We start from the raw sequence: 17,135 nt of genomic DNA, 5'->3' as shown, positions 1-17,135 counted from the left end.
TCGACCTCGACAACACCCTCGCCGCGACCGCGCACCGCCAGCACTTCCTGGAGCGCAGGCCCAAGGACTGGGACGGCTTCTTCGCGGCGGCCCCCGACGATCCTCCGCTGGAGGAGGGCATCGCGCTGTGCCGCGAGGCGGCCGAGGAGTGCGAGGTGGTCTACCTCACCGGACGGCCCGAGCGCTGTCGCCGCGCGACCGTGGAGTGGCTGGCCGAGCAGGGGCTGCCGGAGGGGGCCGTCCACATGCGGCGCAACCGAGACTTCCGGCCGGCCAGGGTGACCAAGGTGGAGATCCTGCGCCGTCTCGCCGCCGACCGCGCGGTCAGGATGCTGGTCGACGACGACACGGCGGTGTGCGACGCGGCGGAGACGGCGGGCTTCCGTGTCGTACGGGCCCGCTGGACGGAGCCCTCCGAGGTGCTGAGGGAGGCTCAGGAGGAGGAGGGCCGCACCTGAGGGCGCCCGCACGCGGTCAGGTCCGCACGCGGTCAGGTCCGCACGCGGTCAGGCCCGGGCGAGGTGCCGGCCGGGGTCGGAGCCGGTCGGGCCCGGGCCCCGGCCGGGTGAAGGTCGGGGCGGTGAGCCTTCGATCCGACCGTGCGGGTCGGGATGGGGCGTCCTCGATCCGGCCGTGCGGGTCAGGGCGGTGCGCCCTCGATCCGGCCGTGCGGAGATCAGGACAGAGTGTCCCCGTCCTCCAGGCGGAAGCCGACCTTCAGCCCGACCTGGTAGTGCTCGATCGCGCCGTCCACGAGGTGACCGCGCACCTGCGTGACCTCGAACCAGTCGAGTCCCCTCAGGGTCTGCGAGGCGCGGTTGATGCCGTTGCGGATGGCCTCGTCGACGCCTTCGGTGGAGGTGCCGACGATCTCGGTGACGCGGTAGGTGTGATTCGACATGGGGGCCGAACTCCTCTCGGTGCGGTCCCTCCACGGTGCCCCAGGGTGCGTCGGCGCGCGACACGACGGCGGCCGGGCGACCCACGGGTAACTACCGAGGGTAATGGAGCTGGTCGTCCGGCCTGGTGCGGAACGGGGTCGTCAAGGACTTGACCATCCCGTTGGTCCAGACCAGAATCCAGGCCACATACCCGCGCGAACACCCCGTTCGGTCCCCCCATGCCGGGTCAGCCCCCCATGCGCACGACCCTGTGCTGAACCTGAGCAGAAGGTGACCCACGTGAAGAACCGCCCTCTCGTCTGCCCCCTCGCCGCCGCCACCGCGCTCGCCCTCGCCGGCTGCGGGATGCTCCCGGGCGGCGACGGCGGGACGAGGACCGTGAACGTCTGGCTCATGCGGGACAGCGTCAGCGAGGACTTCCTGACGCGCTTCACCGAGGCGTACGAGCGGGAGCACGAAGGGGTCGAGCTCGAGTTCACGATCCAGGAGTGGACCGGCATCGGGAAGAAGGTCACCGAGGCGATCCAGGGTCCCGGCGGCCCCGACGTCATCGAGGTCGGCAACACCCAGGTCGCCCAGTACGCCGACACCGAGAAGCTCTTCGACCTCACCCTGGAGTCGGTCCGCGACCTCGGCCGCGAGGACTGGCTGCCCGGTCTCGCCGAACCCGGCAGCATCGCCGGAGCCCAGTACGGCATCCCCTGGTACGCGGCCAACCGCATCGTCATCTACAACAAGGAGCTGTTCGAGGACGCCGGCATCGACAAGCCGCCGGCCACCCGGGCCGAGTGGCTCGCCGACACCGAGAAGCTCAACGAGAACGGCACCCAGGGCATCTACCTCGCCGGACAGGACTGGTACACCCTCGCGGGCTTCATCTGGGAGGAGGGCGGCGAACTCGCCGTCGACAAGGGCGGCCAGTGGACCGGCGCGCTCGACAGCCCGGCCGCCCGGCGCGGCATGGCCTTCTACAAGGAGCTCCAGGCCCTCGGCTCCGGCCCGAAGAACGCCGACGAGCAGACCCCGCCGCAGGCCGGCGTCTTCGCCGAGGGCGACGTCGCCCAGCTCATCGCCACGCCCAGCGCCGTCGCCGCCATCCTCGAGGCCGAGCCGGGCCTCAAGGACAAGCTCGGCTACTTCCCGATACCCGGCAAGAAGGCCGGCCGGCCCTGCGCCGTCTTCACCGGCGGCTCCGACCTCGTCATCCCGGAGAACGCCCCCCAGCGCGCCGCCGCCCTCGACGTCGTCAAGGCGCTCGCCGGCGAGAAGTGGCAGTCCGAACTCGCCCGCGCCATGGGCTACGTGCCCAACAAGAAGAACCTCGCCTCCGTCGTCGCCGGCCAGGAGGCCACCGCGGCCATGGCGAAGGGCGCCGCACGCGGCCGGGCCACCCCCAACTCCCCGCAGTGGGCGGACGTCGAGGCCGACAACCCCATCAAGCCGTACATGACGGCCGTCCTCCAGGGCGAGGACCCCGTCAAGGCGGCGCAGGACGCCTCGACCGCGATCACGGACATCCTCGCCGAATAGCATTCAGCGTTCGCACATCCGCGAGCCCCTGGACGGTCATGTCGAATCCAGCCGGTGGCGGAAGAAACGAGGAGCCGGGCCACCGCTCACGCGGCCCGGTCCCGCCCCTTCCCTTCCGTCCCGCCGGAGGAGCCCGCCATGTCCGCACCGACGCCCACGCTCGCCGCGTCCGTCCCCACGCCCGCCCCCGTCCCCGAGCTCGTCCCCGCCCGGTCCCAGGCCCCGGCCGGGCAGCCCGCGCCCCGGTACGTCGTCGGTCTCGCCCGGCACCAGGAGGACGTCCGGGCCGCCCAGCGGCTGCGCCACCAGGTCTTCGCCGGAGAGCTGGGCGCCCTGCTCGACGGCCCCGAGCCCGGCCTCGACACCGACGACTTCGACGCGTACTGCGACCACCTCCTGGTACGCGAGGAGAGCACCGGCGAGGTCGTCGGCACCTACCGGCTGCTGCCGCCCGACCGGGCCGCAGCAGCCGGACGCCTCTACTCCGAGACCGAGTTCGACCTCACCAGGCTCGCCCCCGTCCGGCACGACCTGGTGGAGGTCGGCCGCTCCTGCGTCCACCCCGCCCACCGCAACGGCGCCGTGATCGCCCTCATCTGGGGCGGCCTCGCCCGCTACATGACCCGCACCGGCCACGACTGGCTCGCCGGCTGCTGCTCGATCCCGCTCTCCGACGGCGGCACCCTCGCCGCCGTCACCTGGGACGCCGTCAAGGCCAAGCACCTCGCCCCCGAGGAGTACTGGGTCACCCCGCACAGGCTGTGGAGCCCCGACGGCATCGCCCGCCCCGAGGGCCGCACCGAACTCCCCCCGCTGCTCCGCGGCTACCTGCGGCTCGGCGCCTGGGTCTGCGGCGCCCCCGCGCACGACCCCGACTTCGGCGTCGCCGACCTCTACGTGCTGCTCTCGCTGCGCCGCACCAACCCGCGCTACCTCGACCACTTCCTGTCGCTCGTCCCGACGCGGTGAACGGGTCCACGGCCCTCCCGCCCTGGCTCCCCACGGCGCCCTGCACCCCGGGCCGCTGCACGGCCCACCCCGAGACCGGGCCCGACGGCCAGGACGAGCGGGCCGGCACGGTCCTCGCCGTGGCCCGGCTGACCGCCGGGACCGGCACCGTCCTCCTCGGCGTCCTGCTCGCCCCTGCCGTGGGGCTGCTCCCGGCGGCCGCCCGGCTCGCCCTCGTCCGGGGCTGGGTGCGGGCGGTGGTCCGCGCCTTCGGGGTGCGCGCACGGTACGAGGGGACGGCCGGCGCGGTCACGGGCCCGCTCCTCGTCGTCGCCAACCACGTCTCGTGGCTGGACATCCCCCTCCTCGCGGCCGTGCTGCCCGGCCGGATGGTGGCGAAGAGGGAGGTCCGCCGCTGGCCCGTCCTCGGCCCGCTCGCCGTGCTCGGCGGCACCCTCTTCATCGACCGCGACCGGCTCAGGGCACTGCCCGGCACCGTCCGGTCCATGGCGGCGGTGCTCGCCGGCGGGGGCCGGGTGGTCGTCTTCCCCGAGGGATCGACCTGGTGCGGGCGGGTCCGGGGGCGCTTCCGCCCGGCTGCGTTCCAGGCCGCCCTGGACAGCGGATGCGCCGTGCTGCCGGTACGGATCGACTACCGGCCCACCGGGGCCGCCGCGTACGTCGGGGACGACCCGCTGGGCGCGTCCTTGTGGCGGGTCGTCACGGCGCGACGGATTGTCGCCGATATTCGAATATTGGATCCGATATCCAGTGTTCGGTATCCAGACCGCCGCGCCCTGGCCGCCGCGGCCCAACGAGCCGTCGCCCAGCCGCCCGTCGCTCAGCCGACCGTGGCCAGGGACAGCGCGAACCTGCCCTCCTCGTCCGTCCACCAGCGGGCCAGTTCGAGGCCCGCCGCCGCCAGCTCCTCCCGTACACCCGCCTGACGGAACTTCGCCGACACCTCCGTCCGCATCTCCTCGCCCGCCGCGAACGGCACCACGAGATCCAGTTCCGGGATCTTCACGGTCAGCGCGCGGCGGGCCCGCAGGCGCATCTCGATCCACTCCCGCTCGGCGTCCCACACCGCCACGTGGTCGAAGGCGGCCGGATCGGCGTCCGCGCCCAGCTCCCGGTCGATCACGGACAGCACGTTCTTGTTGAACGCGGCCGTCACCCCGGCGCTGTCGTCGTAGGCGGCCACGAGCGTCGCCTCGTCCTTCACCAGGTCCGTGCCGAGCAGCAGCGCGTCGCCCGGAGTGAGCAGGGCGCGCACCGAACCCAGGAAGGTACGGCGCTCGGCGGGCAGCAGATTGCCGATCGTGCCCCCGAGGAAGGCCACCAGACGAGGCCCCGGCGCCCCCGGCAGCGCGAGGCCCCGCGTGAAGTCGGCGACGAGCGCGTGCACCCACAGCTCCGGCCGGTCCGCGAGCAGCGCCTCCGCCGCCCCGGTCAGCGCGGACTCGCTCACGTCCACGGGCACGTACGCGTCCAGACCCGGCAGCAGCGCGTCGATCAGGAACCGCGTCTTCTCGGAGGAACCGGAACCCAGCTCCACCAGGGTCCGCGCCCCGGTCGCGGCGGCGATCTCCGGCGCCCGAGCGGCCAGGATCTCCCGCTCCGCGCGCGTGGGGTAGTACTCGGGCAGCCGGGTGATCTCCTCGAAGAGCTCGCTGCCCCGGGCGTCGTAGAACCACTTGGGCGGCAGCTCCTTGGGGGAGCGGGTCAGACCGTGCAGGACGTCGGCGCGGAGGTCGGCGCCGGCGGCGTCCGGGGCGAGGGTGCGGGTCAGCTGGAACGGGCTCACGCGGACGGCTCCTTGAGCGGTGAGAGGGTGACGTCCGTGCGGTCGGCGGTGACGAGCGTGTGCTCCGGCACCTCCCGCCAACGCGGATCGTCGTCGTACGGTTCGGAGGCCACGGCCACCCGGCCGGGGCCCGACAGGTACCAGAGGCTGTTGCGCCAGGCGGTCGCGGCGATCCGGTCGCCGTCGGTGAGCAGCAGGTTCAGCCGGGAAGCGGGTGACACGGCCGCGACCTCCCGCACGGTGTCGGCGAGCGCCGCCCCCGGCGCGTCCCCGGCCCGCAGCCGGTGCAGCACGAGCGCCCAGAGCAGCGCCGAGTCGGTGCGCGCCTCCAGCCGCAGCAGCTCACCGGCCGACAGCGCGCCGGCGAGCGGCGTGAGGGAGTCCGGCCAGCCGCCGACCGCGCCGTTGTGGCTGAACAGCCAGGGCCCGGCGGTGAACGGCGCCGCCGCGGCCTCCCCGTCGGCGCCGGGGAGCGTGGCCCCCCGGACCGCCCCGAGGAAGGCCCCGGAGCGCACCACCCGGGCGAGGTCCGCGAAGGACAGGTCGCCCCAGATCGGGCCGGTCCGCCGGTACCGCGCCGGCACCGGGTCCCCCTCGGCGTACCAGCCGACGCCGAAGCCGTCGGCGTTCACCACGCCGCTGTCCTGCGTACGGGGTTCCCAGGACTGGCGCAGCAGGGCGTGCGGCGGCCGGACGAGCAGCTCTCCCAGGGCCACCGGATCGCCCAGGTAGGCGACGTGACGGCACATCAGTCGAGCTCCGCGCTGCGCGCCGTACGGAAGCCGGAGAAGATCTGGCGCCGCACCGGCAGGTCCCAGTTGCGGAAGGTGCCCCGGCAGGCGACCGGGTCGACCGCGAACGAACCACCGCGCAGCACCTTGTGCTCCGGCCCGAAGAACACCTCCGAGTACTCCTTGTACGGGAAGGCAGTGAACCCCGGGTACGGCAGGAAGTCACTGGCCGTCCACTCCCAGACGTCCCCGATCAGCTGCCGTACGCCGAGGGGCGAGGCACCCGCCGGGTAGCTGCCCGCCGCCGCGGGCCGCAGGTGCCGCTGCCCGAGGTTCGCGTGCTCCGGACCCGGATCCGCGTCGCCCCACGGGTAGCGGCGGGAGCGCCCGGAGACCGGGTCGTGGCGGGCCGCCTTCTCCCACTCCGCCTCGGTCGGGAGCCTCCGTCCCGCCCAGCGCGCGTAGGCGTCCGCCTCGTACCAGCTGACGTGCAGGACCGGCTCCTCCTCGGGCACCGGCTCCGTCACCCCGAACCGACGGCGCAGCCACTGTCCGCCGTCCCGCCGCCAGAACAGCGGAGCCGTGATGCCGTGCTCCCGGATCTGCGCCCAGCCCTCCGGCCGCCACCAGCGCCGGTCGGTGTAGCCGCCGTCGGCCATGAAGGCGAGGTAGGCGCCGTTCGTGACGGGCGTGGTGTCGATGTGGAAGGCGGGGACGAGACGGGGGTGCGCCGGCCGTTCGTTGTCCAGGGCCCACGGCTCGTCCGACGTGCCCATGGTGAAAGGTCCCCCGGGCACCAGGACTTCGGAGGGCAGCGGTCCGGACCGCGGGACGGGCGGCGGGGGAGCGGTCAGTGCGGCGGGCCCCTTCCGCAGCTGGTGGGTGATCAGCATCGTCTCGTCGTGCTGCTGTTCGTGCTGCGCGATCATGCCGAACGCGAAGGCGGCGTCCACCAGGGGCCGCCCCTCCAGCGGGGTGCTCTCCAGCACGTCGAGGACCCGGGTCCGCACGTCGGCGGCGTAGGCCCGTGCCTCGCCGGGAGCGAGCAGCGGCAGCGACGGACGCGAGGCGCGCGGGTGCTGGAAGGCGTCGTACAGCGAGTCGATCTCGGGCCGCAGCGCATCGCGTCCCGCGACCGCCCGCCACAGCCACTGCTCCTCCTGGTTGCCGATGTGCGCCAGGTCCCAGACCAGCGGGGACATCAAGGGCGAGTGCTGCGCGGTGAGTTCGCCGTCCTCCACGCAGGAGGTGAGGAGCGCGGTGCGGTCCCGGGCGGTGGTGAGGGCGTCGAGGGCCAGCCGCCGCAGGGCCTCGGGGCCGGTCCCCGGGTCGGTCGCGGTCATGACGTCACCACCTGGAGGTCGTCGGCCGGGCAGCCGCCGGGGATCACGTACCGCTCGTGGAAGGCGGCGACGGCCCGCCGCACCTCCTCGGTCGCCCCTATCCGGGGGAGCGCGTCGAGCGCGGCGGAGAACACCGCGCGGGCGGCGGCGTGCAGCTCGGGATCGGTGAGTCCGTCACGGGCCGCCGCCAGCCACAGCGGGTTGCGCGGCGCGGGCCCCGGGGCCGCCAGCTCCGCGAGGGGCTTCACCGCCCGGTACACGCTCTCCGCCGCCTCCGGGTCGTCGAAGACGGCCGTCGTCACCGCCACCGGCACCATCCAGCCGTCCGGACCCGGCTGCGCGTCCACCATCCGCAGCTCCAGGTGTCCGCGCGGCCGCACCGGCGGGAACAGGGTCGTCATGTGATAGCGCAGGTCGTCGGCGTCGGCCGGCCGGGGAAGGCCCGTCCGCAGCCACTCCCGGAAGGTCAGCCCCTCCGGCACCGTCCACGGCCCCTCCTCGGCCCGTACGCACATCACCGGGGTGTCCAGGACGTGCGCCGCCCACTCCGCGCGCGGCTCCCCGTCCGGCGGCGGCGCGAGCGTCCGCAGGGGGTCGAGCTCCGCCCACAGCGCCTGCCGCGTCGAGCGCCAGCCGGTCCTGCGACCGCCGTGCACCGGGGAGTTGGCGAAGGCGGCCACCAGCACCGCGCCGAGCAGATGGGCGAGCTGCCAGCGCCGGTGGTAACCGAGCGGACCGGGCTCCTCCAGGCCGGCGTCGAGGCAGACCTGCACCGAGGCCGACTCGCACATCATCGCCCGCCCGGCCGGCCCGGTCCGGCCGAGTGCGGTCTCCATCGCGTCGTACCGGGGCTCGTGCAGGACCCGGCCGCGCGGCGAGTGCCAGGGGTCCACCCCGTAACCGCTGAGGGTCAGGCCGAGCGGCCCGAGCGCCGCCCGCACCGCGGTCAGGTCGGCGGCGAGCGAGTCGAGGCACTCCATGAGGGAGCCGGCCGGGCGCGAGCTGAGCTCCAGCTGCCCGCCGGGTTCGAAGGTGAGGGCCGACACCAGGGGCAGCGCCCGTACGGTGTCCAGCGCGGCCGCGAGCCTCGGCGGCCGTACGGGAAGCCGGGGGTCGCGCAGCTCGTGCACGAGCCACTCCAGCTCCACCCCCACCGTGCGGGGCGGCCCGGTCTTGAAGCAGATACATCGCAGCAGGTCCTCCGCCTCCGCCTCGGTGAGAGGGGGGCCGCCACGCGGTATGCCGCTCGGCGACATCCGTGCACCTCCTGGTCCTCGGGGCCCGTGGGGACCCGCCCGGTGAGTCGCTGCTTCCACCTAAAGCCACCTCCGACCGCCGTGCAAGAGCGCCTCGCACGGCCCCCGTGCGCCCCAAGGGCCTGCTCGGCCGAAAACCCCACCACTACGGACCCCCCGGAAAACCCGTTGTCCCGGCCGAGACGAAACGATCATCCTGAGGACATGAGTGCACGACTGCGCGCCATCGCGCGGCAGACCGAGGAGATCGTCGCCGCGGGCCGCTACCAGGCCCCCGACGGCCGGACCGTCTCCCTCGCCGAGGACCTGACGGCCGCCCTGGCCGGAACCCGACTCCACGGCCCCGAACCCGTCGCCGTCACCCCCGACACCGACCGGGTGCCCACCTTCGACGTCACCGGCGAGAGCAGCCTGGCCGCCGCCCGCAGGATGACCCGCGCCGGCGCCTCCCGCCCCGTCGCCGTCCTCAACTTCGCCTCCGCCCGCAACCCCGGCGGCGGCTACCTCAACGGCGCCCAGGCCCAGGAGGAGGCGCTCTGCCGGTCCTCCGCCCTCCACGCCACCCTGCTCCGCGCCCCCGCCTACTACGCACACCACCGGGAGGAGCGGGACGCCTTCTACACCGACCGGGTCATCCACTCGCCCCGGGTCCCGGTCTTCCGCGACGACCGGGGCGCGCTGCTTGCCGAGCCCTTCACGGTCGGTTTCCTCACCTCGCCCGCGCCCAACGCCGGCGTGGTCCGCCGCCGCACCCCCGCCCTCGCGCACCGGCTGCCCGCCGCGCTCGCGTCCCGCGCCGAGCGGGTCCTGGAGACGGCGGCGGCGGCCGGATACCGGCGGCTCGTCCTCGGCGCCTGGGGCTGCGGGGTCTTCCAGAACGCCCCGGAAGACGTCGCCGGCGCGTTCAAGGCCCTCCTCACCGGCGACGGCCGCTTCGCCGGCCACTTCGAGGAGATCGTCTTCGCCGTCCTGGACCGCTCCTCCGGCACGCCCACCCTCGCCGCCTTCCGGAAGGTCCTCGCGCACCCCCTCTGACGTGCGGCTCTCATGCCCCCGTGCCAGGCTGAGCACATACGGACCACCGTCCGACACCCGTCACGGGAGGCACGATCGTGGGCAAGAAACAGACCCGGACGAACCGGGGAGCCCGTACCGGCGGCCATGAGCACCGCACCGAAGCGGCGGCGAAGGAGAAGAGCGCGCCGACCCCCACGAGAGCGGCACCGATGCCCCTCGTCGAGCACGCGTCCCACCGCAAGGAACGCAGGTTCGGCCACAACTGAGGCCGAGCGGACGGCACGAAAGGGCCCGGCGCCACGACGGCACCGGGCCCTTCCCCACGCGGTTCGCCGCCCTTTTCACACGCGGTTCACCGCCCTTTTCACACGCGGCTCACCGCCCCTTCCGTACGCGGTTCACCGTTCGTCGCCGACCGGGATCTCCACGCTCTCCTCGGCGCGCTGCGCCGGCGGCACCGACAGCGCCGCCCCGCCCAGCTTCTCCTGCGCGGCCGGGCTCATCGTGGCGAGGAGCTGCCGGGCCAGGCCGAGCCCGGTCCCGCCCATGGTCAGCGCCTTGGCGAAGACGTCCGCCATGCCGTCGGCGCCGTTGAGCAGCACCATCTGGTCGACGTTCCCGAAGGCGGAGGCGCCCGCGGAGACGATCTCCGGCCACTTCTCGGCCAGCTGCTGCGCGACCACCGCCTCCTGGTTCTCCGCGAGCGCCGCCGCCCGCGCCTTGATGGCCTCGGCCTCCGCCAGGCCCTTCGCGCGCGTGGCCTCGGCGATCGCGAGCCCCTTGGCGTGCTGCGCCGCCGCCTCCGCCTCACCGGTGAGCCGGGTCGCCGTCGCCTTGGCCGCGCTCGCCAGCTCCGTCTCCTTCGCCTCGGCCTCGGCGGCCGAGATCCGGGCGTCACGCTCGGCCGCGGCCAGCGTCCGGGTCTCGTACGCCATCGCGTCGGCCGGCTTGCGGACCTCCGCCTGGAGCTGCTGCTCCTTGCGGAGGCCCTCCAGCTCGGCGACCCGGGTCTCCTGGACGACGACCTCCTGGCGCGAGGCGGCGTCGGCGAGCGGGCCGGCCTGCCGGGCCCGGGCGGAGGCCTGGTCCCGCTCGGCCTGGTAGCCCGCCTGGAGGATCTCGCTGTCGCGGGTCGCCTCCGACATGCGCGCCGCGGCCTGCTGCTCGGCCTCGGTCGCCCGCCGGTTCGCCTCCGCCTGCGCGATCCGCGCGTCCCGCTGGACGGCGGCCGCGTGCGGGGCGGCCAGGTTCTTGATGTACCCGGTGGGATCCTCGATCTCGTGGATCTGCAGCGAGTCGACGATCAGACCGAGCTTCTCCATCTCCGTGCCACAGGCCGAACGCGCCTGCCCGGTCAGCTTCTCCCGGTCACGGATCATGTCCTCCACGGTCAACCCGCCCACGATGGCGCGGAGATGACCGGCGAAGACGATGTGCACCCGCTCCGACATCAGCTTCTGCTGGTCGAGGAAGCGGCGCGCGGCGTTGGCGATCGACACGAAGTCGTCACCGACCTTGAAGATCACCACACCGCGGACCTTGAGCGGAATGCCCTGGTGGGTGACGCACTCGACGGACAGCTGCGTCTCGTTGAGGTCCAGCGAGAGCTTCCGCACCGCCTGGACGCCGGGGAGCACGAGGGTCCCGCGACCGGTGACGATGCGGAACCCCATGCCGTCGCCGAGGCCCTCGTTCTTGTGGTTGGAACCGGAGATGATCAGCGCCTCGTTGGGTTCCGCGACGCGCCACATCATTTTGAACACACCGATCAGAACGGCGATGGCGCCGACGACGACGCCCGCCAGAATGCCGATGCCCATGGACAAGGTCCCCCTTCACCGGAGCCGAGCGGATCCGGTGAAGGGAGTGTGCGCCCGTGACGGGCGCAGCTCAACGGTTCGGTCAACTGTCGTACGCGGCTGTGACATAGACGGTGCGTGGAGGGAGATGTTCCATGACCATCACGACCGTGCCGACCTCGATCCGCTCCTTCGGCGAGGCGGGGTACGCGAGGAAGTGCTCGGCCCCGCCGCGGATCCGGACGATCACCTCGCCGACGAGGCCGGGACCGACGGTGCCGGTCACACGGCCGAGCAGTCCCACCATCGAGCTGTCCATCGACGTGTCGTCCATGGCTGAACGGTACGTCAGATCCAGCCCTCCAGGGCGGACATGAACCCGTCGAAGTCGTCCCGGTGGATCGTGTGCCCCGCTCCCTTCACCGTGCGGAGCTCGAATCCGCGGGCCGCCAGCATCCCGGCGTGCTCCGGCCGGACCAGCGTGCTCGGGTCGGCGAGGGTGACGAGGGAGGGCACCACGGGCCGGGCCGGCCACAGATCGGCGCCCACGAACTCCGTGAGGCCGTGGGCGCTCCGCTCGTCCCAGTCCCGTACCGAGGCCATCTCGACGTCGACGTCCTCGTCCGACCAGTGCGGATTGAACCCCCTGATCTGCTCCCGGGTCATCGACTTGCCCCGGACGAAGAGGTCGGCCCGGTAGCCGCAGGGGCCGGCCGCCAGGTGCCAGGCCGGGTCGGAGTACACCGCCCGGGCCGGCGCCAGGCGCTCCACCGCCCCGGCGAGGACGAGCCCGCCGAGCGAGTGGCCGATCGCCAGCTCGGCCCCGGTGGGCAGGGACTCGACGAGGTCGTCGGCGTGGTCCTCCGGCCGGTACGCCTCCGGGCCCGCGGCACGGTCGCTCGCCCCGTGCCCCCGCAGGTCCACGGCGATCACCCAGTAGCCGCGCTCCGCGAGTGCCGGTCCGACCCGGCGCCAGGTGCGGTGGTCGGCCATGATGCCGTGGACGAGCAGGGCCGTCCGGTCACCGGATCCCCACGTGGTGGTGTGCAGGCGCACGGTGCCGCCTTTCGCGCGGTGTGTCGGCGTGCGCCGACGGGGTCAGCGCACGCTGCGGATGGGGCGCACGGCCAGCGCGCCGAGTACCGACAGTACGGCCGCGACCAGGAAGAGCGCCGTGTATCCGCCACTCAGCGACACGACGAGCGAGGCCACGAAGGGGGCGACGATCTGCGGGCCGGCGTTGGCGACGTTGAGGACGCCCATGTCCCGGGCGGCGTCCTCGGCCTTGGGCAGCACCATGGTCACCAGAGCGGTGTCGACGGCCATGTAGCAGCCGAAGCCGAGGCCGTTCACGACGGAGAAGGCCAGCATCGCGGTCCAGCTGGTCGAGAGGGCCGGAACGAGCAGCGCGACGGCGGCGAGCGCGGCGGAGGCGCCCACGAAGAGCTTGCGGCGGTCGAACCGGTCGGAGAGCCAGCCGCCGAGGACGGTGGAGACGACCATGGCGACCGAGTTGACCGGCATGAGGATCGCCACGGCCTCCTCGGCGCTCAGCCCGGCGGGCAGGTCGGTGTGGTCCTTGAGGACGTACAGCTGGAAGCCGGCCACGGCGAAGTAGCCGAGGACGAGCAGGGCGCGGCCGATGAAGGCCCAGCGGAAGTCGTGGTCCTTGAGGGCGCTGCCGAAGGCCGTGATCTGCTCCTTGACCGGCATCGGGGCCTTCGGGGGCATGCGCTCCTCGCGGGCGCAGGCGGTGAACAGCACGGCGGTGGCGGCGACGATCGCGCCGAAGACGAGGTAGCCGGTGCGGTAGTGCTCGGAGAAGGCCGCGCCGACGAGGGCGCCGAGCGTGGAGCCGACGGGGAGGCCGAGGCCGACGGCGGCCGAGGCCTTGCCCCGCGCGGCCAGGGGCACCCGGTCGGGGACGACGGAGGTGATGGCCGCCTGGTAGACGTTCATGACGGCCTGGCCCAGACACCAGGCGATGGCGACCAGCAGGATCGTGTGGACGCTGCCGAGGAGCAGCATCACCGGGATGGCCAGCAGGCCGCCGGCGAGGATCCACGGGTTGCGGCGGCCCGAGCGGTCCGAGAGGGCGCCCGCCACCGGGTTGAAGACGGTGGCGAAGATCGCGGATACGCCGGAGACGAGACCGAAGTTCGCCACCTTGTCGGCGGGGTCGATGGCCTCGATCTGGAGCGCGAGGAGCAGGCCGGGGACACCGACGTACAGCGCGTACATCGCGGTGTTGCCGGCGAGCAGCAGGGGCAGCAGGCCGCGCGTCGGCCGGGGGGCCGTGGGGGAGCCGGGGGCGGCCGGGTCGGTGGCGGGGCGGGCGGAGCCCGTGTCGGAGCCGGTCCCGGGGGAGGAAAGGGCCACTGTGCCCTCCTGAGGAGATCGCCCGATGCGGGGGCGAGAAGCGGATGGAACGGGGAGGTGACACGTGTCAGTGACACGTGTGGGCATTGTGTAGCACCCGATTCCGGCCATCCGCCAGACCCTGCGCCGGATTGTTCTGGAAAGATGCCGGATCGATGAGCCAGCCAACCGAACAGTCCCCCGGACGCCCCTCCGGGCACGCGGCCCCGACCAGCGCCGACGTCGCGCGCCTCGCGGGCGTCTCCCGGGCCACCGTCTCGTACGTCCTGAACAACACCTCGGCCGTCCGCATCAGCGAGCCCACCCGGCAGCGGGTGCGCGAGGCGGCCGAGGAGCTGGGATACGTGCCGCACGCCGCGGCCCGCAGCCTGCGCGCGGGCCACAGCCGCATGGTGCTGATCCCGAGCTCCCACGTCCCCGTCGGGCCGCTCTACAGCCGGTTCTTCAACGACTTCCAGTGGGCCCTGCGCCGCCTCGACTACACGGTCGTGCAGTACGGCAGCGTCGGCCTGGAGGCCGAGGAGGCCGCCCGCGCCTGGGCCGAACTGCGACCGGTGGCCGTGGTCTCCCTCGGCGAGGTCGAGCTCACCGGACAGGGCGTCGAGATCCTCAAGCGGTCCGGGGCCCGGGCCGTGATCACCCTCGGCACCCAGCGCGTGGAGGGCGCCCACGCCCTCGTCATGGACCAGGGGCGGATCGGCGAGGCGGCCACCGAGCACCTCCTGGAGACCGGCCGGCGCCGCATCGGCGTCGTCGTGCCCGAGGAGCCGGGCCTCGCGATGTTCTCCGGCCCCCGCCTCGACGGCGCGCGCCGCGCGGCCGAGGGCGCCGGCGCCGACGTCGTACCCCTGCCGCTGCGGTACGAGGAGGAGCCGGCGGCCGCGCTCGCCGCACGGTGGGGCGAGCTCGGGCTCGACGGCGTCTTCGCGTACAACGACGAGTACGCCATGCTCCTGATGCGGGCGCTCCAGGACGCCGGGATCTCCGTGCCGGAGGAGACCGCCGTCGTCGGCGCGGACGATCTGCTCCTCGGCCGGCTGCTGCGGCCCCGGCTCAGCACCGTACGGATCGACATGGTGCTCGGCCACGAGCTGGCGGAGCTGGTCGACCGCGCCGTACGGGAACCGGACGCCCCGTCCGTCTCCCGCTCCCTGCTGGACTCGCGGGTCGTCCGGCGGGAGTCGAGCTGAGCCGCCTCCTCAGGCGGGGGCGGGCCGAACCTCCTGGCACCCCGCGGTGCCGTCCGACCTGAGCCGAGCCCGGCCCCCGGCCTTCCGGGGCGTCGTCCGGCGCGATCCCGGTCCGGCCCCCGGCCTTCCGGGGACGCCGTCCGGCGCGAGTCCGGTCCAGCGCTTAGCTTCGGTGCATGAGCACAGTTCCGAAACGGTTCGAGATCCTGCTGGTGCCCGAGCACGTCGAGGACCGCGGCGGCGCCGCCGTCGCGGACAGCGCCGTCCGCTCGGCCGTCGTCGAGGCCACCGGGCGGCACGGCGAGTCGGGCTATCCGATCTACGAGGGACACGGCATCCGGGCCGACATCGACCCCGAGACGGACACCGTCGAGGCGCTCCTCGTCGACGGCCACGAGCTCGACTACGGCCTCACGGCCCTGGTGCGCCCCGTCGCACACGGCTGAACCCGCGCCCTTCCACCGCACCGGCCCGGCCCGTCCCGAAAGGACCCGTTGACACGAGGGGCCGCCGGGCAGAGACTCTGCGCGCCCAAGGGGGCGAAGATTGCTTCACCAGGCGAACAGAGTCGTTCGCAGGTCACGTGGGAGAGAGAACCGATGAGCATCCGCGACGTCTACATCGTCGACGCCGTCCGCACTCCGATCGGGAAGTTCGGGGGCGCCCTCGCCTCGGTGCGTCCCGACGACCTCGCGGCCCATGTCGTCCGCGCGCTCGTCGACCGTTCGCCCGCGCTCGATCCCGCGCGCGTGGACGACGTCTACTTCGGCGACGCCAACGGCGCGGGCGAGGACAACCGTGACGTCGCGCGGATGGCCGTCCTCCTCGCCGGGCTGCCCGTCACCGTCCCCGGCGTCACCGTCAACCGCCTCTGCGGCTCCGGTCTGGAGGCCGTCATCCAGGCGGCCCGCGCCATCGCCCTCGGCGACGCATCCGTGGCGATCGCGGGCGGCGTGGAGTCGATGTCCCGCGCCCCCTGGGTCCTGCAGAAGCCCGAGCGGGCCTTCCCCGCCGGCCACCAGCAGCTCCACTCCACCACCCTCGGCTGGCGCATGACGAACCCGGAGATGCCCGCCGAGTGGACGGTCTCGCTGGGCGAGGGCGCGGAGCTGATCGCCGACAAGCACGGCATCACCCGCGAGCAGCAGGACGCCTTCGCCCTCGCCAGCCACCGCAAGGCGGCCGAGGCCTGGGCGAAGGGGCTGTACGACGACGAGGTCGTCCCCTACCCCGGGGCGGAGCTGTCCCGCGACGAGTGCATCCGCGACAACACGTCCCTGGAGGCCCTCGCCAAGCTGAAGCCCGCGTTCCGCCGCGAGGGCGGCACGGTCACGCCGGGCAACTCCTCACCGCTCAACGACGGCGCGGCCGCGCTGCTCCTCGTCGACGAGGACGGGCTGCGCGAGACCGGCCGTGAGCCCCTCGCCCGGATCCGCACCTCCGCCGTCACCGGCATCGAGCCCCAGCTCTTCGGCCTCGGCCCGGTCGCGGCGGTCCGCCGGGCCCTGGAGAAGGCCGGGCGCTCCTTCGCGGACCTGACGACCTTCGAGCTCAACGAGGCCTTCGCGGCGCAGTCGCTCGGCTGCCTCGCCGAATGGCCGGAACTCGATCCCGAAGTCGTGAATCCTCGCGGTGGGGCGGTGGCGATCGGACATCCGCTGGGCGCGTCCGGCGCCCGGCTGGCCGGCTCGGTGGCGCACCAGCTCGCCGCGGCGGGCTCCGGCACGGGCCTCGCGGCGCTCTGCATCGGCGTCGGCCAGGGCCTCGCGCTGGTCCTGGAGCGCTGACCCTCCGGAGCACGCTGAGGCGCGCACAGCACGCGAGAGGGGTACGGGAGCCTCCCGTACCCCTCTCGCGGCGGGTCACTTCTGCTGCGCGGCCTCGATGGACTTGCGGACCTCGTCCATGTCCAGGTTGCGCGCCTGCCCGATGACGTCCTCGAGCGCGGCCTCCGGCAGCGCGCCGGGCTGCGCGAACACGGCGACGTTGTCGCGGACGATCATCAGCGTCGGGATCGAGCGGATCTCGAAGGCGGCCGCCAGCTCCTGCTGCGCCTCGGTGTCCACCTTGGCGAAGACGAGGTCCTGGTGCCGCTCGGACGCCGCCTCGAAGACCGGGGCGAACTGACGGCAGGGACCGCACCAGGAAGCCCAGAAATCGATGAGGACGAACTCGTTCCCGCTCACGATCTCGTCGAAGTTGTCCTTGGTGAGCGTTACGGTGCTCATGCTGC

The 17,135-nt window shown here is 73.6% G+C and carries 19 protein-coding genes; 9 read left to right on the top strand and 10 right to left on the bottom strand.

Annotation, left to right across the window (positions count from 1 at the left end; translation table 11 throughout):
* The coding region (locus K7G60_RS21600; RefSeq protein WP_225802580.1) for a hypothetical protein at positions 1-458 on the top strand (458 nt) is incomplete at its 5' end.
* Between the two features lie 218 nt (positions 459-676).
* On the opposite strand, the gene K7G60_RS21595 is transcribed toward K7G60_RS21600, so the two are convergent.
* Complete coding sequence (locus K7G60_RS21595) at positions 677-901, bottom strand: dodecin (protein ID WP_225802579.1); 225 nt, start codon at positions 899-901, stop codon at positions 677-679.
* Positions 902-1,181: 280 nt separating this feature from the next.
* On the opposite strand from K7G60_RS21595, the gene K7G60_RS21590 reads away from it, so the two are divergent.
* The 3 genes from K7G60_RS21590 (at position 1,182) to K7G60_RS21580 (ending at position 4,327) form a co-directional block, all read left to right on the top strand.
* A complete protein-coding gene (locus tag K7G60_RS21590; protein ID WP_225802578.1) occupies positions 1,182-2,432 on the top strand; it encodes an extracellular solute-binding protein in 1,251 nt (416 codons plus the stop codon).
* A 138-nt stretch (positions 2,433-2,570) separates the two neighbouring features.
* Positions 2,571-3,401 (top strand): GNAT family N-acyltransferase, encoded by an 831-nt coding sequence (locus K7G60_RS21585; RefSeq protein ID WP_225802577.1) that lies wholly within the window; start codon positions 2,571-2,573, stop codon positions 3,399-3,401.
* Complete coding sequence (locus K7G60_RS21580; protein ID WP_225802576.1) at positions 3,398-4,327, top strand: 1-acyl-sn-glycerol-3-phosphate acyltransferase; 930 nt, start codon at positions 3,398-3,400, stop codon at positions 4,325-4,327. The genes K7G60_RS21585 and K7G60_RS21580 overlap by 4 nt, the downstream gene beginning before the upstream one ends.
* On the opposite strand, the gene egtD is transcribed toward K7G60_RS21580, so the two are convergent.
* The 4 genes from egtD to egtA are packed head-to-tail and all read right to left on the bottom strand — an operon-like array spanning position 4,222 to position 8,517.
* Positions 4,222-5,187, bottom strand: a complete 966-nt coding sequence (gene egtD, locus K7G60_RS21575; RefSeq protein WP_225802575.1) for an L-histidine N(alpha)-methyltransferase — start codon at positions 5,185-5,187, stop codon at positions 4,222-4,224. The genes K7G60_RS21580 and egtD overlap by 106 nt on opposite strands.
* Positions 5,184-5,936, bottom strand: coding sequence for an ergothioneine biosynthesis protein EgtC (gene egtC, locus K7G60_RS21570; protein ID WP_225802574.1), 753 nt, complete (start codon positions 5,934-5,936; stop codon positions 5,184-5,186). The genes egtD and egtC overlap by 4 nt, the downstream gene beginning before the upstream one ends.
* Complete coding sequence (gene egtB, locus K7G60_RS21565; protein WP_225802573.1) at positions 5,936-7,261, bottom strand: ergothioneine biosynthesis protein EgtB; 1,326 nt, start codon at positions 7,259-7,261, stop codon at positions 5,936-5,938. Before egtB ends, egtC begins: the two co-directional genes overlap by 1 nt.
* Positions 7,258-8,517 carry an ergothioneine biosynthesis glutamate--cysteine ligase EgtA gene (egtA, locus tag K7G60_RS21560; RefSeq protein WP_225802572.1) on the bottom strand — a complete coding sequence of 420 codons (1,260 nt, stop codon included), beginning with the start codon at positions 8,515-8,517 and terminating at the stop codon, positions 7,258-7,260. The genes egtB and egtA overlap by 4 nt, the downstream gene beginning before the upstream one ends.
* Before the next feature lie 204 nt (positions 8,518-8,721).
* Between egtA and K7G60_RS21555 the strand changes: the two genes are divergently transcribed.
* Complete coding sequence (locus K7G60_RS21555; RefSeq protein WP_225802571.1) at positions 8,722-9,552, top strand: TIGR02452 family protein; 831 nt, start codon at positions 8,722-8,724, stop codon at positions 9,550-9,552.
* A 77-nt stretch (positions 9,553-9,629) separates the two neighbouring features.
* A complete protein-coding gene (locus K7G60_RS21550; RefSeq protein WP_177181548.1) occupies positions 9,630-9,800 on the top strand; it encodes a hypothetical protein in 171 nt (56 codons plus the stop codon).
* 132 nt (positions 9,801-9,932) lie between these two features.
* Here the strand turns inward: K7G60_RS21550 and K7G60_RS21545 are convergent, their stop codons facing one another.
* The 4 genes from K7G60_RS21545 to K7G60_RS21530 form a co-directional block, all read right to left on the bottom strand.
* Positions 9,933-11,354, bottom strand: a complete 1,422-nt coding sequence (locus K7G60_RS21545; RefSeq protein ID WP_225802570.1) for a flotillin family protein — start codon at positions 11,352-11,354, stop codon at positions 9,933-9,935.
* Positions 11,355-11,436: 82 nt separating this feature from the next.
* Positions 11,437-11,667: a hypothetical protein gene (locus tag K7G60_RS21540; RefSeq protein WP_225802569.1), complete on the bottom strand. Its 231-nt coding sequence runs from the start codon at positions 11,665-11,667 to the stop codon at positions 11,437-11,439.
* Positions 11,668-11,681: 14 nt separating this feature from the next.
* A complete protein-coding gene (locus K7G60_RS21535) occupies positions 11,682-12,389 on the bottom strand; it encodes an alpha/beta fold hydrolase (RefSeq protein WP_225802568.1) in 708 nt (235 codons plus the stop codon).
* 42 nt (positions 12,390-12,431) lie between these two features.
* A complete protein-coding gene (locus K7G60_RS21530; protein WP_225802567.1) occupies positions 12,432-13,712 on the bottom strand; it encodes an MFS transporter in 1,281 nt (426 codons plus the stop codon).
* 155 nt (positions 13,713-13,867) lie between these two features.
* Between K7G60_RS21530 and K7G60_RS21525 the strand changes: the two genes are divergently transcribed.
* The 3 genes from K7G60_RS21525 (at position 13,868) to K7G60_RS21515 (ending at position 16,689) form a co-directional block, all read left to right on the top strand.
* A complete protein-coding gene (locus K7G60_RS21525; RefSeq protein WP_225802566.1) occupies positions 13,868-14,902 on the top strand; it encodes a LacI family DNA-binding transcriptional regulator in 1,035 nt (344 codons plus the stop codon).
* A 176-nt stretch (positions 14,903-15,078) separates the two neighbouring features.
* Positions 15,079-15,348, top strand: a complete 270-nt coding sequence (locus K7G60_RS21520) for a hypothetical protein (RefSeq protein ID WP_225802565.1) — start codon at positions 15,079-15,081, stop codon at positions 15,346-15,348.
* Between the two features lie 153 nt (positions 15,349-15,501).
* Entirely contained in the window at positions 15,502-16,689 is a 1,188-nt protein-coding gene (locus tag K7G60_RS21515; RefSeq protein ID WP_225802564.1) for a thiolase family protein, read from the top strand.
* Positions 16,690-16,764: 75 nt separating this feature from the next.
* Here the strand turns inward: K7G60_RS21515 and trxA are convergent, their stop codons facing one another.
* Entirely contained in the window at positions 16,765-17,130 is a 366-nt protein-coding gene (gene trxA / locus K7G60_RS21510; RefSeq protein WP_225802563.1) for a thioredoxin, read from the bottom strand.
* Positions 17,131-17,135 lie beyond the last annotated feature (5 nt).

Origin of the sequence: Streptomyces sp. NK15101 (assembly GCF_020400725.1) — a bacterium.
Lineage (GTDB): Bacteria > Actinomycetota > Actinomycetes > Streptomycetales > Streptomycetaceae > Streptomyces.
This window is presented reverse-complemented; position numbering and strand designations above follow the sequence as displayed.